Origin of the sequence: Streptomyces luteireticuli, from assembly GCF_041519305.1 — a bacterium.
Lineage (GTDB): Bacteria > Actinomycetota > Actinomycetes > Streptomycetales > Streptomycetaceae > Streptomyces > Streptomyces luteireticuli.
In genome coordinates this window covers 458,132-474,571 of the sequence record NZ_CP167928.1, presented here as the reverse complement: position 1 = coordinate 474,571, position 16,440 = coordinate 458,132, and the positions used below count along the sequence as shown (strand labels likewise).

General features: G+C 66.9%; 16 protein-coding genes and 1 pseudogene. 8 read left to right on the top strand and 9 right to left on the bottom strand.

Translation table 11 applies throughout. The annotated features are described in order from the left end of the window. Window positions 1-10: 10 nt before the first annotated feature. From ispH to AB8735_RS37935, 3 genes and pseudogenes are all read right to left on the bottom strand, one after another. Window positions 11-964, bottom strand: coding sequence for a 4-hydroxy-3-methylbut-2-enyl diphosphate reductase (gene ispH / locus AB8735_RS37945; protein ID WP_372412286.1), 954 nt, complete (start codon window positions 962-964; stop codon window positions 11-13). A gap of 758 nt (window positions 965-1,722) precedes the next feature. Continuing rightward, window positions 1,723-2,037, bottom strand: a pseudogene (locus AB8735_RS37940) (transposase); the annotation flags it as partial. Between the two features lie 43 nt (window positions 2,038-2,080). Next, the gene (locus AB8735_RS37935; protein WP_372412285.1) at window positions 2,081-3,643 is read right to left on the bottom strand and encodes an ISL3 family transposase; all 1,563 of its coding nucleotides are present in this window, start codon (window positions 3,641-3,643) and stop codon (window positions 2,081-2,083) included. Window positions 3,644-5,206: 1,563 nt separating this feature from the next. On the opposite strand from AB8735_RS37935, the gene AB8735_RS37930 reads away from it, so the two are divergent. Both AB8735_RS37930 and AB8735_RS37925 read left to right on the top strand, forming a co-directional pair. After that, on the top strand, window positions 5,207-5,365 hold the full coding sequence (locus tag AB8735_RS37930; protein WP_372412284.1) for a hypothetical protein: 159 nt from the start codon (window positions 5,207-5,209) through the stop codon (window positions 5,363-5,365). Window positions 5,366-5,775: 410 nt separating this feature from the next. After that, complete coding sequence (locus AB8735_RS37925; RefSeq protein ID WP_372412283.1) at window positions 5,776-6,282, top strand: helix-turn-helix domain-containing protein; 507 nt, start codon at window positions 5,776-5,778, stop codon at window positions 6,280-6,282. On the opposite strand, the gene AB8735_RS37920 is transcribed toward AB8735_RS37925, so the two are convergent. From AB8735_RS37920 to AB8735_RS37905, 4 genes are all read right to left on the bottom strand, one after another. Further along, the gene (locus AB8735_RS37920) at window positions 6,204-6,662 is read right to left on the bottom strand and encodes a lasso peptide biosynthesis B2 protein (protein WP_372412282.1); all 459 of its coding nucleotides are present in this window, start codon (window positions 6,660-6,662) and stop codon (window positions 6,204-6,206) included. The genes AB8735_RS37925 and AB8735_RS37920 overlap by 79 nt on opposite strands. Continuing rightward, the gene (locus AB8735_RS37915; protein ID WP_372412281.1) at window positions 6,659-6,922 is read right to left on the bottom strand and encodes a lasso peptide biosynthesis PqqD family chaperone; all 264 of its coding nucleotides are present in this window, start codon (window positions 6,920-6,922) and stop codon (window positions 6,659-6,661) included. Before AB8735_RS37915 ends, AB8735_RS37920 begins: the two co-directional genes overlap by 4 nt. Beyond that, window positions 6,919-8,742, bottom strand: coding sequence for an asparagine synthase-related protein (locus AB8735_RS37910; protein ID WP_372412280.1), 1,824 nt, complete (start codon window positions 8,740-8,742; stop codon window positions 6,919-6,921). The genes AB8735_RS37915 and AB8735_RS37910 overlap by 4 nt, the downstream gene beginning before the upstream one ends. 269 nt (window positions 8,743-9,011) lie before the next feature. Beyond that, window positions 9,012-9,176 carry a lasso RiPP family leader peptide-containing protein gene (locus tag AB8735_RS37905; RefSeq protein WP_372412279.1) on the bottom strand — a complete coding sequence of 55 codons (165 nt, stop codon included), beginning with the start codon at window positions 9,174-9,176 and terminating at the stop codon, window positions 9,012-9,014. Window positions 9,177-9,576: 400 nt separating this feature from the next. On the opposite strand from AB8735_RS37905, the gene AB8735_RS37900 reads away from it, so the two are divergent. From AB8735_RS37900 to AB8735_RS37890, 3 genes are all read left to right on the top strand, one after another. Next, on the top strand, window positions 9,577-9,855 hold the full coding sequence (locus AB8735_RS37900) for a tyrosine-type recombinase/integrase (protein ID WP_372412278.1): 279 nt from the start codon (window positions 9,577-9,579) through the stop codon (window positions 9,853-9,855). A gap of 98 nt (window positions 9,856-9,953) precedes the next feature. Continuing rightward, window positions 9,954-10,199, top strand: coding sequence for a hypothetical protein (locus tag AB8735_RS37895; RefSeq protein WP_372412277.1), 246 nt, complete (start codon window positions 9,954-9,956; stop codon window positions 10,197-10,199). Next, window positions 10,189-10,392, top strand: coding sequence for a DUF6262 family protein (locus AB8735_RS37890; protein ID WP_372412276.1), 204 nt, complete (start codon window positions 10,189-10,191; stop codon window positions 10,390-10,392). The genes AB8735_RS37895 and AB8735_RS37890 overlap by 11 nt, the downstream gene beginning before the upstream one ends. 240 nt (window positions 10,393-10,632) lie before the next feature. Here the strand turns inward: AB8735_RS37890 and AB8735_RS37885 are convergent, their stop codons facing one another. Continuing rightward, window positions 10,633-11,970, bottom strand: a complete 1,338-nt coding sequence (locus AB8735_RS37885) for an IS630 family transposase (RefSeq protein WP_372406756.1) — start codon at window positions 11,968-11,970, stop codon at window positions 10,633-10,635. A 120-nt stretch (window positions 11,971-12,090) separates the two neighbouring features. Between AB8735_RS37885 and AB8735_RS37880 the strand changes: the two genes are divergently transcribed. The 3 genes from AB8735_RS37880 to AB8735_RS37870 all read left to right on the top strand — a co-directional run bounded on the left by AB8735_RS37880 (window position 12,091) and on the right by AB8735_RS37870 (window position 15,785). Beyond that, on the top strand, window positions 12,091-13,218 hold the full coding sequence (locus tag AB8735_RS37880) for an IS630 family transposase (protein WP_372412482.1): 1,128 nt from the start codon (window positions 12,091-12,093) through the stop codon (window positions 13,216-13,218). 1 nt (window position 13,219) lies between these two features. Beyond that, window positions 13,220-14,284 (top strand): UvrD-helicase domain-containing protein, encoded by a 1,065-nt coding sequence (locus AB8735_RS37875; protein ID WP_372412274.1) that lies wholly within the window; start codon window positions 13,220-13,222, stop codon window positions 14,282-14,284. Window positions 14,285-14,375: 91 nt separating this feature from the next. Then, on the top strand, window positions 14,376-15,785 hold the full coding sequence (locus tag AB8735_RS37870) for an IS701 family transposase (RefSeq protein ID WP_372412273.1): 1,410 nt from the start codon (window positions 14,376-14,378) through the stop codon (window positions 15,783-15,785). 29 nt (window positions 15,786-15,814) lie between these two features. Here the strand turns inward: AB8735_RS37870 and AB8735_RS37865 are convergent, their stop codons facing one another. Continuing rightward, window positions 15,815-16,276, bottom strand: a complete 462-nt coding sequence (locus tag AB8735_RS37865; RefSeq protein ID WP_372412272.1) for a transposase — start codon at window positions 16,274-16,276, stop codon at window positions 15,815-15,817. Window positions 16,277-16,440 lie beyond the last annotated feature (164 nt).

Here is a 16,440-nt window from a genome sequence, read left to right as displayed (position 1 = left end):
CGCCGGGTGCTCATCGCGTCCTCACCGCCGCCGGCAAGCCGAACGTCACGGTCTCTGTGACTGTGGTGTGCTCGGTCACAGAGACCGGGCCCAGACCGCCCAGCGCGGTGACCACGTCGTCGACCAGGGCCTGGGGGGTGGAGGCCCCGGCCGTCAGACCGACGGTGCCCGCGTCCCGGATCCAATCCGGACGGATGCCCCCGGCGTCGTCGATAAGATATGCGGGGGCACCGCTACGGGTGGCCAGCTCTACCAGGCGCACCGAGTTGGAGGAGTTCACCGAGCCGACCACCAGCACCACATCACTGCGGGCGGCGACCGCGGTCAGGGCGTGCTGACGGTTGGTCGTCGCGTAACAGATATCGTCCGAACCAGGGCCACGGATACCGGGGAAACGCTTCTCCAGAGCGGTGATCACCTGGCTCGTCTCGTCCAGGGCGAGGGTGGTCTGGGTCAGGTAGGACACCCGGCCGGAATCCGGTACCTCCAGGGCCGCCGCGTCCTCGGCATTCTCGACCAGGACCGTGGAGGCGGGAGCCTCGCCGAGGGTGTCCTCGACCTCCTCATGCCCCGCATGACCCACCAGCACCACGGTGTCACCACGGGCGGCGAACCGGCGCGCCTCTGCGTGCACCTTCGTCACCAGCGGGCACGTCGCATCCACCACCTCAAGGCCCCGCCGGGCGGCCTCCACACGCACCTGCGGGGAGACGCCGTGCGCGGAGAAGACCACCACCGACCCGTCCGGCACGTCATCCAGCTCCTCGACGAACACCGCACCACGGTCCTGAAGGTCACGGACGACGTGAAGGTTGTGGACGATCTGCTTGCGCACGAACACCCGCCGCCCCGTACCGGCGTAACGTTCTAGCAGCGTCTCGACCACCTCGTTCGCCCGCTCCACCCCCGCACACAACGACCGCGGCGACGCCAGCAGCACACGGCGCGGACGCGCTGCCCGCACCCACGCATCCAGCACTGTCTGTACCGGCCCGTCTGCCTTCAGCAGCCCAGCAGACGCCATCGCGCCCACCGCCAGCACCACAGCAGCGCCACCAGCAGCATTCCCGGGCGGGGCCGCCCGGTCAGACGCCGTCACCAGCCGGAAGTCACTGGCGGTTCCCGCCGGCAAGAGCCGTACCGGACCCGAGCGGGCCCGGAAGCCGTGACCGGCCAGCCCGCCCTCACCTGCCAGCAACGGCGCAGCAGGACATGGCACCACGGTTCCGTCGGGATGCCGGATCTCGGTGGCCACCCACACCTCCCCCGGGAACATAACGGGCTTAAAACCTGTAACAGGATCAAAGGAGGAGAGTGGCATGGCGGGCCTGGCTTTCACCACACTGCCATCGCAGGCAGCACAAGGAGCGGGGACGGCCACCAGGGGCTCCGGCGGCCAGCGGACCCCGCCACACGACGCCGGGAAGGTCCGTCGCCGGGTGCATGGCAGGGGCCTGGTGAGGTCACCCGTGCCGGGGAAACCGCACGGGTCACCACGGGACGCACCACCGGTACGGGAAACATGCAAGGACGGGAACGGGCCACCGCCCTCCACTTCATAGTTGAACCCCACATCAAGGGTGGGGAAGGCGCATACCGCCAGCGCTCAAAAGACCTACAAACACCGTCACCGCACCACCTCGCACCCGAACGCTCCGGTCGGTACACCGGTACCGACGGGGTCTGTAAAGGTTTTCGGTGTAACTGGGTTGGTCTTGTGGTTCAGATGCGGTTGCTGGTGAGACGGCCGTCGAAGGCGATGTCGAAGGCCTGCAGGGCTCGCTTCCAGCGGCTGGTCCAGCGTTTCCGGCCGGTCCCGGTCGGGTCCAGGCTCATCACCGCGAGGTAGACGCACTTCAGCGCGGCGGCCTCGGACGGGAAGTGCCCGCGAGCACGGACGGCCCGGCGGATGCGCGCGTTGACCGACTCGATCGCGTTGGTGGTGCAGACGATCCGCCGGATCTCGCTGTCGAACTGCAGGAATGGGACGAACTCGGCCCAGGCGTTCTCCCAGAGCCGCACGATCGCGGGGTATTTTGCGGCTCTGATCAACATTTCGGGATGACCCAGCGTGATCGACTCACGGCGTGAGCAGGATGCGGCGTCGGAGAAGATCGAAGTTGGCACGCCCATAGCCCTGGCGTTTGAGGTATTTGATCCGGTTCACGTGTCCTTCGACCATGCCGCTGGAGTAGGGCAGGGTGAGGCCGGCGGTGACGGCGTCGAGGTCCTTGCGGAGGTTGGTGGCGAAGCCGCGCAGGGGCGGCAGGTCACTGCCTTCGGCAGCCTTGATCCAGCGCGTCAGCAGGTGACCGTGGAGGTTCTTCATCATCTCGGCGAAGCCCTGTATGTGTCGGCGGAGATCGGCGAGTTCGGGGCAGTTCGTCACGACGCGCTTGAGGCGGAGCTGCTGGCTGGAGGTGAGGTTGTCGGGGTGGCGGGTGAGCCAGCCGGTGACTTGCCGGACGGTGGGCGCCTCGGACCGCTTGGGCGTCGGTGACTCCGCCCTGCGCAGGGGTTCGAGCCAGCGCCTCACGCTGCGGCTGCTGCCGCGGTAGCCGCGCTGCCGGATCTCGCGGAACAGGCGGCCGCTGTCGGTGCAGCCCTCACGCCAGCGCATGTTGAGGTACTCGGCCCAGGGCTGCGGCTTCGCGCGGCGTTGCGGCGGCGGGGACAGGAGCTCTTCGACAGCGGTCGCGTGAGCGTACTTGCGGACCGTCTTGCGGTCCATCCGCAGTGCCTCGGCGATCACCTGGATCGCGACGCCCTTGTCGTACATCTCGTGCACCGCCGCGAAATGACGCCGGGTGTTCGCCGCTCGCTTGCCCTCGACCAGGGGTGGCTCGCCGGGCGGCGGCTCCACAACCTCGTCCTGGTCCTCACCCTCAGGCGGGGTGAGGCAACTGCGGTGGGCGACGACGCACTTCTCGACCGTCTTGCACAGGTTCAGCCACAAATGAAAGCGGTCTGCGATCTGGACCGCTTCCGGTGCCGCGGTGCGGACGGCTTCGGCGTAGGCGCTGGCCCGGTCACGGCAGACGATCTCGGTGCCGGGGTGCTGATGGAGCCAGGCGGTGAAGGTCTCCGCGGTGCGGTCGGGGAGTACGTCGACGACGCGGCCGGTCTCGATGTCGGTCAGGACGGTGGCGTAGACGTGGCCGCGTTTGAGGGCGAAGTCGTCCACGCCCAGAACGCGGGGACTCTTCTCCGGCGGCTCGGCCGGCAGAGCTCGGATGCGGTGGAGCAGGGTGTTCGGGCTGACCGTGCAGTGCAGCATGCCAGCGAGTCGGGCACCGGCACGTCCGGCCAGGAGGCGACCGATCGCCACCAGCATCGTCTGCTGGAGCTGGCTTCGCCGGCCGTACCGGAAGGTCAGCCCCTCGACCTGCTCAGCGAAGGTCCGGCGTGCGCAGGACGGCACCTCACACCGGAACCGGCGAACCGTCAGGCATATCGTCACCGGCCGCCCGCCAGTCGGCGCGTCGGCAAGGCGACGACGGTAACGATCGTGGACGCGGTGCGAGTTGCCCCCGCAGTCCGGGCACCGGGCGGCGTCGGCAGCGACCGAGGCTGAGATCCGTACGCCCGCACCGACGACTTGGATTTCCTCTATCGCGACGGTCGCGAGGTGCGGCAGCAGCACATCGAGTATGTGATCACGTAACACACCTGCTCAACGATCTGACGTGCGGTCACGCTGGGTCATCCCGAAATGTTGATCAGAGCCGCCTGACATGGCCGCCCTCACCCTTCGCTCCACCCCCGTTACAGGGGCTTCATCACTACTACGGGCCGGTCCGCCAGCAGGTCCCGCGTCGGTACTCGACCCCTTGCGGTGTCTGCCGCTTGGGGCATTCCCTCTCGCCCACCACCACGCAGCGGGCCGTGTCGGGTCCTGCCTTCTCCTGTTCCATGCGGAAGCCGCAGACCGGACTCACGTCGCCTACATGCCGGACACCACCTGGCCAGTAAGCGGGCACCCGCCAGGCTCATCCCGGAATTCTGTTCACACCCCGGTTTTGATGCCACCTGTTTTCGTTTCGACACGTCAGCAGCGATTCATTTGCGTTCGTCTTCCCGGTCCCCACCTGACGCCTCTCACGGCGCCTTTTCCTCATCGCTCACCACGACGGTCATTAACCAACGCAGCATGAGGCGGTTTGAAGCCTCCCCCCACAGGGCGGCTCCGAAGGGCCAAAACCTTCATCTTCCACACAGCATCACTTCCAGAAGTTTCCCTACATCAACTCCCTTTCATGTTCAGGACACAAGAACTGGCGAAACACCTGAACCCCGAACCAGACACGATTCCCAGGGCGAAACGCTCAGTAATCAACGATCCGGCGAAACGAAGGGAACCCGAACAACAAGCCTCATAGCGCAACAAACATCTCATTTGACTTGACAACTACCGACACCGGCTGCCGCATCGCATCCCGAACCCCAGGATGGCTCGTGCCGGCTGGGGAGCTGACACGAGCCATCCTGTTTTCTTACCAGGTGATCAGAACGTAGCCAGGGCCGCCCGGTTGGCCGTCCTGTCCGTCGACCCCGCCCGTGCCGCTGTCGTCAGCAATACCGTTACCCCCTCTGCCGCCAGTACCGCCTGTGCCACCTGCACCACCTTGGCCAATTCCGAGCGGGCGGCTCACTGTTCCAGTTGCCGGTGCGCCGCCTGCGCCCCCTGAACCACCAATGCCGCCTGCTCCACCCAGCGCGTCGCCGCCGCGGTTGAAGGCTTGGTGCCCTGCGGTCCCACTCCCTGACGAGGAGCCGGGACTTCCATCCGCTCCGGACGAACCCGAGAGGAACTCTCCTTTGGAGCAGCCGAGTGCGGGAAGAGCGTTGGATTGGGGATGACTGTGGCCTGGGTCTCCTCCCTCTACGGAGGATCCTGAGTTGCCTCCGTAGTCCCACCCTCCTTGGCCTGGCTCGCCGCCGTACGCCCATCCGCTGCCTCCGGGGGCGACGAAAGCCAACAGCGCGCCTGTGCCTAGATTTCCGTCGGGATCATGGAAGCCCGACAAGCCGGAATTGACCGTTGTGAATTCGCTGCCGGTCTTTCCTCCTGGTGTACCGTCACCTCCCTTGGAACCGAAGATGTTCCCGCCCAATCCCCCGCTGCCCCCCTGTCCACCCCTGATGCCTGGCCCACCACGACCAACCAAGATGTCATATTTATGACCCGGAGTGACAGAGACCGTGCATGAGACGAACGATCCGCCTGCTCCGCCGCCGCCACCGCTGCCGCCGGAGCCGCCGCCACCACCGCCGCTTTCCCGTCCGCCGCCGCCGCCAGCACCGCCGCCGCCACCACCACCCGCGCCACCCGCGCCAGCGGACCAAGCAGACATGGTCACGATAGCTACGCCTGGCGGTGCGATGAAGGAATGTTTCCCCGGCACGAGGTAGGCGGCCTGTCCCTGCCGACTGGCCCCATGGGCCGAGGGCGGGCACACCCCCAATAGGGATGCTGTGGCCAGTGCGACCGCTACGCATCCGGTGGCCTTAGTTCGACTCTGCCTGCATTTCACAATCAGAACTCCATGGGTAAAGGGAAAAGAGGCCCCGGTGACTCCCTTGCTTCTTGAGCAGTCAAGGGTCGGGGGCTGGTGATTTACAGCATAGGACGCATGCGCATGGCAGCCAGAGGGACGCGTCCCAGTCAAATGGGTGAATAATCCGCAGAGAACGGGTGGATGATTGCAAAGTCTAATGATCGCGTGAATGTTCTATTGATTCGAAACGGTTCGGGTTCTGGGTCGTTTGAGGGGTGTGGGCGATCTGGTGGGGGACGCGCGGCATCTGTCGCCTTCGGCGCAGGAGGCCCTGCGACTGCGGGCGGTGGGCGCGTTGGTGGTGGGCCGGGACCGCGAGGACGTGGCGGCGGCGTTCGGGGTGTCGCTGAAGGCGGTCGACACGTGGTGGGCGAAGTGGCAGGCCGGCGGCCAGGAGGCGCTGGCCATGCAGCCTCGCGGCAAGCGGGTCGGGGTGCACCAGGTGCTCAGCGGGGCTGAGCACCTGGTGCACGGCAGGCAGTCCTCGATCACCGGCCCTGCGGGCAACTCGCTGAAGCCCGAGAACCGGCGGCGAGTTCCTGACGCCCCGTACGGCCCGGTCGTCACCGCCGACGCAACGTCCCCCCTCTCCCCGACTGGTCGGCGAGCCGCTGCATCACCAGTACCGGATCTCAACCCCATCGATCACCCAGTACCAGTTGACGGCCCGGGGCAGCGTCGGTCCACTCGGAGGGGATGGGCAATGGTGATGATCGGGTGGTAAAGGGCGGTGGAAGGGGGTTCGCCGATGGGTTGTCCATCGACCTCTATCCAGGCGTGCGCGCGGAAGGGTTCGCCGCGTACCCCGCTGCGCCACGTTGGCCACACACCACGGGTGCGGCACAGCAGGACGGTGGCCAGAGATCGTTGCAGGCAGTGTTCCCCCGCGCAGCGTGCACTGACGGCGATGATGTCCTGGCGGGCTGCTAGTGCCTGGTCGATGGTGGCGGGGGCGGCGCCGAGGCGTGCGAGTTGCAGGATACGGCGGATGTTGCGGGGGGAGAGACGTGCGAGTGCTCTGGCAAGGGTGGCGGTGGTAAGGGGTGCGATGCGGTGGTGCAGGGCGAGCGCGGGCCGGTCCTCGGGAGAGAAGGGTACGCTCACGTCTGCGTCACCAGCCGTGCGGTGCACAGTGATTCCAGAAGTGCCGTGACATCATGTTCGGCCCGCTGTGCAGAGATTTCCGGGTAGCGCTGGATGAGAATCAATACGGCCCGCTCGGGGGTGGCCCCGCCCAGCAGGGCACGCAGTGTCAGTGTTGCGGTGGTGTTGAGACACCAGTACCGGCCTCGGCGTTCGTCGAGCAGGATCATGTCTGTGCCTGTGCCGGTGGTGAGGATGCCGGGGCTGAGCACGAGACTCATCGGAATCCTCCTGTAGTCGCATCGGGTGGTGCTGTGGGCGGCTTCGGCGGTGAGCGTAGCCATGCTTCGCATCCCAGGGTCGGCAGGAGTTGGGTGTGCAGCTGATGGTCGGGGTAACCGCGGAGTGCGGCGCGGAGACGGTCGGGGCGGATCAGGCCTGCGTCGGCCAGCGCGGGGGCGTCGAACAATGCGAGCAGTTCACCGCGGTGGCGGCGGAAGTCGATGTAGAAGTCGGCGCTGTACTCGCCCTTGGTGGTGCGGGCCAGGATCGCTTCCGGGACGGCGCCGCGCATCGCTGCTACAAGAAGAGGCTTGTAGCAGGCAAGTGCCATGCGCTCCTCGAGCCGGACCGACAGCGCTGCCTCGATGACCGCGTCGTCGTGGAAGGGCGTGGCATAGCCGATACCCAAGTGCTCAGTGGTCGCCTGGTCGATCTGCCGGACGGCGTCGGCGCCGGCCCTCAGGCACTGCAGTGCCATGTGCAGGGACCGGTATGGTGACAGAGGGACGGGGGCACGGTCGGCAGCCTCTCGCAGCATCGCCGCCACCGTTGCCACTGCCTGCGGGGTAGCCCAGGGCGGCATGCCTGTGCCGAAGCCCCAGCCCATGGCGGGCGCATGCGGTAGGGAGGGCGTTGCGGTGAGGCGGGAAGCCCCACGAGCCAGTTCGTCGGCCAAACTGGTGTGGTCGCCCAGGGCGTACAGCACCGGTCGCAATGGGTACCTCCGCAAAGCATGACCTTGCCGTAGTAGGGACAGTGCGGTCAGCGGACGAGACCGCACCAGGTCATGCAGGAACGAAGGCATGGGGGTGAACAGTTCGTCGCCGCCTCCACCGAACAGGTGCAGTCGCGATCCTCGCCCCGCCATTCTCCCGAGCACATGGAGGATCCGGGCCCAGTCGCGCACCCAAGGACCGGGCTCTTCTGTGATGAAAGGCAGGTCGGATAGGCCGGAGAACCAGGCTGGTATCTCTCCGGGGCCGGCGGTCACGTGCTCGGCATCCGGCAGTTCCTCCGCGGCGCGGCGTGCCCAGACGGTGTCGTCGTTGGCCGGGTCCGCCCCGTGCCATCCGAAGGTCACCAACCGGGCGGGCCCTTGAACGGCGAGGGAGCACAGGCTGGCGGAGTCCAGTCCTCCGGAGAGATCGGCGCTCATAATGCCGCCGCCCGCTGAACACGTGCCGACGGCCTCGCTCAAGGCATCTCGCAGTGAGGCAGCGCCTTCCTCGAAAGCCGCTGAGGGCTCCGGGGCAGTCCACCAGCGCACGGTGCGAGCACGTCCGTCGGGCTCGAGAACCAGGCAGTCATCAGGCCGAATGCCGGATACACCTTTCCATATGCACCGTTCCTCTAGCGGATGGGCGATACCCGGCACCGCCATGCGCAGAGCCAAAACTTCCTCGTCCACGCCCGCCCCGATCACCGCGGCGAGAAGGTCCGCCCGGCTGCTGGCCACCGTCACGCCCGCCACACGGGCATGAAAGACTCGCCGCGTCCCGGAAGCGCTGCCTCGTACATGCACCCGGCCGCCCGCCGACCCCACGACGTGGAAACAGCCCGCGACACCGGCAGCGAGCCCGTCCGTTCCGGAGATCCCCTGTGCCTGCTTCTTCAGACGAGCCGACAACACCTCCCCGTCGACCCTGTGGCGACCGATGACAGCAAGACGCGCCGTACCCACCTGCCCCACAGCCAGCAGCTCATCGGGCCAGACACCCAACATCCACGGTCGCCCTGAGGCATGTTCAACAACTTGCGACACATAAGGCCGCAGCATCTGCACAGCCCCAGCACCGGCCTCACTGTCCGGCAGGACCACGACCCACATGCCATCCCCCAGGGGCCAAACCTGCTTGGGATTACAGGAAACGGTGCGGTAGCGGCAATTACCGCTACCGCACTGGATTCAAGCCAGCGGACACCGGAACGCGCCTGATCAGAAAGGCGCACCCGCCAGGTTGGGGTCGCAAAGGACGGTCAATTCCTCAATCCTCCCGACCCCGCGCCGACAGGCTCATGAACCATGATCCCAGCCATTGGCAATCCGACTCAACATCCCAGGCCCCGGAGAGGCATACGCTTACTGACTCAGAAGAAATCCCGATTGAACGGCGGGTGGGCAGCTTCGCTGGAGGGTCCGATGATCGACCCGCGGGTCAACTCGGCGTATTCACCGACCTCCACCAGCACGGGAACCTCGTACACCTCCCCTACTGACACGGGAACCTCGTACACCTCACTCGAAGTTTCCATAGCGAATCACCCTTCACGTCGCAACGGAACACCAGAAGCATTCGCTATTGTCGTTCCGGCCGAATCGGGTCGTCTAGAGTCGGTCAAATCGCAAATTTTTCCGATTGTGCAGGGGAATGTCTATCCGTAGCCGCGTACAGACGAACTTCTTCCCGACCCTGACCCCCGGGTCGGGTGATTCCACCTCGATCTGGTTCAAAGACTCAGATACGCTGCGGACCTCGATGCCCGGCTGCGGCTGCCGACCCTGCACGACCGGCACGAACCCACCGACACCACAAGATGAAGCGCGAGGCTCTCGTTCCGATCGACGAGGAACTCGAGCAGGACATCCGCGACCAGCAGCACCGGCTCCTGCAGGGGTCCCGGTGCTCCTCCCGAGGTTCACGGCACCGAGCCCATGCACGGCGGCACCTACCGTCGGGTCCTGACTCCCTGGCTGGAACGCTGCGACGCCCGTGACGAGCACGGCCACCCGGTGCACCTGACGCCGCACCAATGGCGGCACACCCTGGGCACCTGGCTGACCAACCGCGACGTCCCGCAGGAAGTCGTACGTAAAATCCTCGATCACGATTCGCACGAGATGACGGCCCACTACGCGCGTCTGCACGACACCACGGTCCGCCGCCACTGGGAGAAGGCCCGCAAGGTCAACATCAGCGGCGAGAGAAAGTAGCGCTCAATCCGGACGGCCCGCTCGCCGAGGCTGCCTGGGCCAAACAACGCGTCGGCCGGGCCACCCAGGCACTCCCCAACGGCTACTGCAGCCTGCCCGTGGTCAAGACCGGCCCCCACACGAACGCCTGCCTGACCTGCCCGATGTTCATCACCACCGCCAAGTCCCTACCCCACCACCGTCAACAGCGCCAGAAGATCCTCCAGATCATTTCCGCCGCCGAGGCCCGCGGACAGCAACGGCTCGTCGAGATGAACCAGCAGGTCCTGGGCAACCTCGACCACATCATCACTGGACTCGACCAGGACGACGACACCAGCACGGAGGCGGCCGATGCGGGCTGACAACAGCGCCCACCTCGCGCTCTCGGCCCGGCAGCGTCACGAGCTGACGCGGGCCAAGACCATCAAGACTCTGCGTGAACTCGACACTGCGGGAACCCCGGTGACCTTCGAGGCCGTCGCCCGAACCGCGCAAGTCTCGCGCTCCTGGCTCTACACCCAGCCGGACATCCGGGCCGAAATCGAACGACTCTGATCCCTCGACCGCCGACCACTGCCACCAGCCGCACCCACACACCAGAGAGGCACCGATCATGCCGTCCACCTGCGGGGATGTCTCAAGGCCGCCAGCGGGGCGCCACAGAAGGCCATTGACACAGCGTTTCACGTCGGACTGCCTCGCGAAGCCAATAGGCATAAGCACGTGCTGCGATCCCGGCTGCGGCGCTGACGCCAGTCGCTAATGTGATGCGCCAGAAATCAGAGGCGTAAGTGGCTAGGGAGTCTTGGTGTCGGGCGGGGCGATCTTCGCGAGGTAGTCCGCGAGCGAGTTGAGGATCTCGTCGGCGGTCTTGGTCCAGGTGAAGGGCCGTGGGTTCTCGTTCCACGTCTCGATCCATGCCCTGATGTCGTCTTCCAGGGCCTTCACAGAGCGGTGGACACCGCGGCGGATGAGTTTGTCGGTCAGCAGGCCGAACCACCGCTCCACTTGGTTGAGCCAGGAGGAACCGGTGGGGGTGAAGTGCACGTGGAAGCGGGGATGCCGGCCCAGCCACGTCCTGATCTCGGGGGTGTTGTGGGTGGCGTAGTTGTCGCATACCAGGTGCACATCGAGTTCGCGCGGCACTGCCTTGTCGATCGTGACCAGGAACTTCTTGAACTCGATGGCCCGGTGACGGCGGTGGAGTTCCGATATGACGGTGCCGTCGGCGATGTTGAAGGCGGCGAACAGGCTGGTGATGCCGTGCCGGAAGTAGTCGTGGGTACGCCGCTCGGGCATCCCCGGCATCATCGGCAGGACCGGCTGGGAACGGTCCAGAGCCTGGATCTGGCTCTTCTCGTCCACGCACAGCACTACCGCCTTCTCGGGCGGGTGGTGGTACAGGCCGACGACGTCGACGACCTTGGCGACGAACTGCGGGTCGGTGGAGAGCTTGAAGGTGTCCTGCAAGTGTGGCTTGAGATCGAACCGCTTCCAGATCCGCCCGACCGTCGACTTCGACAGGCCCGAGTGCTTCGCCATGGAGGCCCGCGACCAGTGCGTGTCCCGGCCGGGCGTGGACTCCAGCGTCGCCACGAGGACGTCCTCGACCTGGTCCAGCAGGATCGACGGCGGACGGCCCACGCGCGGCTCGTCCGCCAGTCCGTCCAGACGGCGGGCGATGAAGCGGGACCGCCAGCGGTTCACCGTCGCATGGGCAATGCCCAGCTCGGCGGCGACCTGCTTGTTCGTCCCGCCTTCCGCGCACCGCAGCACGATCTTCGCGCGCAGAGCGAGGTACTGCGCGGTCTTCGCCCGCCTCGCCCAGCGCGTCAGCTGGACATGCTCCTCGTCGGTCAGGACCAGTCCCGCCTTGCGCCGGCCCGGCCGCGGCGCGTCCGTCAGAGCATCCATCCGCCGCTCAGCGAACCGTGTTCGCCACTTGCGGACCGTGTCCGCCGTCACGCCGAGCTTCGCCGCCACACGCACGGTCGGCAGCCCCTCGGCGCAGGCCAGGACAATCCGCGCCCGTTCCGCCAGACGCGCCCCTGCCGCCCCGTCGGCCCACCGCGTCAGCTCCGTGAACTCCTCAGCGGACAACACAATTTCAACAGCACGAGGCCCTGGTGACATGAGAAAACCCTAGCCACTTACGCCTCTGATTTCTGGCGCATCACACTAATGTGATGCGCCAGAAATCCTGAGGGTGTTAATTACTACCCTGTTGCCATGTCGCATCCGGGTCCTTCCGCTGTGGAGATCACGCTGTCCGAGGACGAGCGTGTCGAGTTACTGCGGCGGGCGGGGGTGCCGGATCGGCGGCCCGCCGAGCGGGCCCGGATCATCCTGGCGTGTGCGGACGGGATGTCGAATGCAGGCGCCGCGCGGGCGGTTGGTGTGGCGCTCAAGACGGTACGGAAGTGGCGCGGGGCCTTCGCCGCGGAGCGGACGGCCGGGCTTGAGGACACCGGCCCGATCGGCCGGCCGAAGGCCGACCTGGTCCTGAGCGAGGATGAGCGTGACCAGCTCATCCGGTGGGCGAGGCGGGCGAAGACCGCCCAATACCTGGCGTTGCGGGCCAGGATCGTGCTGCGCTGCGCGGAGGGCGGCACGAACCGGCAGGCCGCGTTCGACCTCGGCGTCGACGAGTCGACGGTGGAACGCTGGCGGGCCCGGTTCATCGTCAAACGCCTCGACGGCCTGTCCGATGAGAGCCGGGTGGGCCGGCCGCCCTCGATCCTGCTCGACCAGGTCGAGGACGTCATCGTGGCGACTCTGGAGTCCAGCCCTGGCAAGGACACCCACTGGTCGCGGGCTTCGATGGCGGAGCACTCGGGGCTGTCCAAGTCTACGATCGGGCGGATCTGGAAGCGGTTCGACCTCAAGCCGCACCTTCAGGATTCCTTCAAGCTCTCCACCGATCCGCAGTTCGTCGCCAAGGTTGTCGACGTCGTCGGGCTGTACCACCACCCGCCCGAGAAGGCGGTGGTGCTGTGCGTCGACGAGAAGTCCCAGATCCAGGCACTGGACCGGTCGCAACTGGTGCTGCCGATAATGCCGGGCATGCCCGAGCGGCGTACCCACGACTACTACCGGCACGGCATCACCAGCCTGTTCGCCGCCTTCAACATCGCCGACGGCACGGTCATATCGGCACTGCACCGCCGTCACCGGGCGGTCGAGTTCAAGAAGTTCCTGATCCGGATCGACAAGGCGGTGCCGGCCGACCTCGAAGTCCATCTGGTCTGTGACAACTACGCCACCCACAACACCGCCGAGATCAAGGCGTGGCTGGGCAAGCATCCTCGATTCCATGTCCACTTCACCCCGACCGGCTCCTCATGGATGAACCAAGACGAAGGAACAGCAGGCTGCCCGTGAGATGTTCGCCTCCGGCCGGGATCTGGCGTTGGTCGCCGGAGCGGGGACGGGTAAGACGTCCACGCTGATCCTGATGGGCGCTGCGACCCGCAAACGGGGCCTTTACGTGGCGTTCAACCGTGCGATCGCCGACGACGCCCGCGCACGCTTCGGGCCGAACGTCGAGTGCCGTACCGCGCACTCCCTGGCCTTCCGCGCGGTCGGCCACCACTACCGTGAGCGTCTGGACGCCTCGGCGAGGATCCCCGCCAAGCACACCGCCCGCATGCTCGGCATCACCCGTGACCTTGACGTCAACTCCCGCCAGATCAAGGTCACTCACGCCGCGCGTCTGGTGATGGGCATGGTCCGCAAGTTCTGCTACACCACCGACCGGCAGGTCATGGCCTGCCACATGGAGCCAGTCAACGGACTCGACGGCCCTGGCCAGGACTATCTCGCCCACACTCTGCTGCCCTACGCGCATCGTGCGTGGGAGGACATCTGCTCGCCCGCCGGCCGGCTGCGGTTCGAGCACGACCACTACATGAAGCTGTGGGCGATGACCTCCCCGCGGCTCGGCGCGGACTTCGTCCTGCTGGACGAGGCCCAGGACACCAATCCGGTGCTGGAGGAGGTCTTCCTCGCCCAGGACGCGCAGCGGGTGTGTGTCGGGGACCCGGCCCAGCAGATCTACGGCTGGCGCAACGCACGCGATGTGATGACCGGCTTCCCCGCCGAGCAACTACGCCTGACCCAGTCCTTCCGCTTCGGCCCGGCCATCGCCGAGGTGGCCAACCGGTGGCTGGGGCACGCCGAGTCGGAGATGCAGCTGACCGGCCACGGCCCCGGCTCCCGGGTTGGCGAGGTGGCGCAGCCCGAGGCGGTACTGTGCCGGGGCAACGTGGACGCGATGAGCGAAGTCCTGTCCTACCTGGAGCTCGGCATCCCGGTGGCACTGACCGGCGGGGGCAGCGCGCTGCAGCGCATCGCCAGGGCCGCACTCGAGCTCAAAGCCGGGCAGCGCACCAGCCACCCGGAGCTGTTCTTGTTCTCCTCCTGGGGCGAGGTGCAGGAGTACCTGTAGTTCGTTGAACTCGTCGGTACGCGGGGATTGACGGCTGGTCATGTCGGCCGTACAGCGGTGGTGCGGGGATCTGTCGAGCTTGGGGGCGAGGATGACCGCGCGACGTTCGTGTCCGCCCGCGCCGGGACCGCTGGAGGAGTACGCGGCCCGGTTCGATGACCTCTTTGTCAGCCTCGCGCAACGGCGGGGATTTCGTGAGTACCTGACCGAGCTGCTGGCGCCTCGGGACCGGAACAAGACGATCACCTGTCTCGCCGGAGCGGAGCCTGTGACCGGGGCTGGTTCGCCGGCGGTGCAGCGGCTGCAGTTCTTCCTGTCGGAGTCCGCTTGGGATGCCGGGAAAATCAACAGTCGGCGGCTTGAGCTGCTGCACGAGCAGCCGGAGACCGCCCCGCACGACGGCGGAGTCATCGTCATCGACGACTCCGGGGACCGCAAGGACGGCACGGCCACCGCGCACGTGGGACGGCAGTGGCTGGGCCGGTGGGGCAAGACTGACAACTGCGTGGTCACGGTCACGACGGTATGGACCGACGGGCGGGTGTACTACCCTCTGCACGCAGTGCCGTACACCCCGGCCCACCACTTCCCGCGCGGACGGAACGACCCCGCCTTCCGCACCAAACCGCAGCTGTCCGCCGCCCTCGCGACCGAGGGCAAGAAGGCCGGCTTTCCCTGCCGGGCGGTGGTGGCCGACTGCGCCTACTCCGTCAGCGACGACTGGTACTTCGCACTGCGCGAGGCCCATTTGCCCTACGTGGTGGCACTCAAGCCGCACCGCGGCACCTGGGCACCCGCCGACCAGCCGCACACACCGGTCGACGCCGCCCACACCCTGACCTGGCGGGACGCCGAACACCCCGGCGACTGGACTTCCGTTGTGCGCCGCTTCCGCGACGGGCACACCGAGACCTGGTGGGCCGCCGACGCCCGCCTCGGCGGCTACGGCCCCGACTCACCCTGCCGGCTCGTCGCCGCGACCACCGATCCGGCCACCCTGCCGCCGAAGGCCACCTGGTACCTGTCCACCAACCTGCCCCATCCCGACGCGCCCCACGCCGCTGCCAGTACGCACCCGCCTGCCGATCTCGCCGAGATCGTCCGCCTCTACGGCCTGCGGCCGTGGATCGAGCAGAGCTACAAGCAGATCAAGGACGAGCTCGGCTGGGCAGACTTCCAAGTCCGCTCCGACCGCGCCATCCGCCACCACCAGACACTGGTCAACTGCGCTTTCTCCTTCTGCTGGGACCAGTGGTTCGCCCCACCCGGACCCATGGACGCCACCGCGCCAGACCCGTGCCCCGACGACCGGCCAGAGAGGGGGACCACCCACACCCCACCAGCCCCAACCTCCCTGCTGGCCCAGGGCCTTGCGCGCCATACGTTCCTGGCTCACCCCTGCCATTACCCTCAACCGCTGGTGGCGAGCCTGGACCGACAAGGACCCACCCGCCGAACTCCAGGCCCTGATAGACGCGGTCACCACCGGACACAGCATTGATCTCTACCGCCGGGTTTAACGAACTACCGCTACTGAGGTTTTCGGCGTGAGGTCGGGGTGTGTCCGGTGATCGCGAGGCCGGTCTCGGTGAGACAGCCGTCGATCAGGTCAGGGCGGTACTGCAACTGTCGAAGACTGCGGCGGAGAGTTCGGGTGAGGTCGTCGGGGTCGGTGAAGGCCGCGTTGGCCAGGGGCCCGCGCCGCAGCAGCGACCAGATGCCTTCCACCGGGTTGAGATCCGGTGCGTAGGCGGGCAGCTGGAGGACGGTGAGCCAGTCGTGCTCGGCAATGAACTGGCGCATGCCGGAGGCGAGATGGGTGTTCAAATTGTCCCAGACCAGGAGCATCGGGCCGCCGAGCTGGGCATGGGCCCGCTGGACGAGGTTCCGGTAGTCCTGCCAGGCGAAGCTCTTGCGTTCGTGCTTCCGCCGTTCATACGGGCGGGGCTGCCAGATGAGCCGGGCGCGTTCGCCGACCCTGTAGCAGCACATCGCCGCAACCGACTACCGTCGCCAGGACCGGCCCCGCACCCGCACCAGCGGGGTGCGGCCGCGTCGGCCCCAGGTGCGGGCCCTCGGTGGCGTCGAGAAACCGGCCTCTGAGCTTCCCCCGAGATGCGGAGTCAGTTGACAGAGGGTCAGATGGGACTCATGAG

Bases quoted from the DNA above. Each gene is read 5' to 3' on its own strand.
- AB8735_RS37915 (WP_372412281.1), bottom strand. From the start codon at position 6,922: ATGAGTCTCGTGCTCAGCCCCGGCATCCTCACCACCGGCACAGGCACA.
- AB8735_RS37865 (WP_372412272.1), bottom strand. From the start codon at position 16,276: ATGTGCTGCTACAGGGTCGGCGAACGCGCCCGGCTCATCTGGCAGCCC.
- AB8735_RS37875 (WP_372412274.1), top strand. From the start codon at position 13,220: ATGTTCGCCTCCGGCCGGGATCTGGCGTTGGTCGCCGGAGCGGGGACG.
- AB8735_RS37900 (WP_372412278.1), top strand. From the start codon at position 9,577: ATGCACGGCGGCACCTACCGTCGGGTCCTGACTCCCTGGCTGGAACGC.
- AB8735_RS37905 (WP_372412279.1), bottom strand. From the start codon at position 9,176: ATGGAAACTTCGAGTGAGGTGTACGAGGTTCCCGTGTCAGTAGGGGAG.
- AB8735_RS37930 (WP_372412284.1), top strand. From the start codon at position 5,207: ATGAGACGAACGATCCGCCTGCTCCGCCGCCGCCACCGCTGCCGCCGG.
- AB8735_RS37890 (WP_372412276.1), top strand. From the start codon at position 10,189: ATGCGGGCTGACAACAGCGCCCACCTCGCGCTCTCGGCCCGGCAGCGT.
- AB8735_RS37885 (WP_372406756.1), bottom strand. From the start codon at position 11,970: ATGTCACCAGGGCCTCGTGCTGTTGAAATTGTGTTGTCCGCTGAGGAG.
- AB8735_RS37870 (WP_372412273.1), top strand. From the start codon at position 14,376: ATGACCGCGCGACGTTCGTGTCCGCCCGCGCCGGGACCGCTGGAGGAG.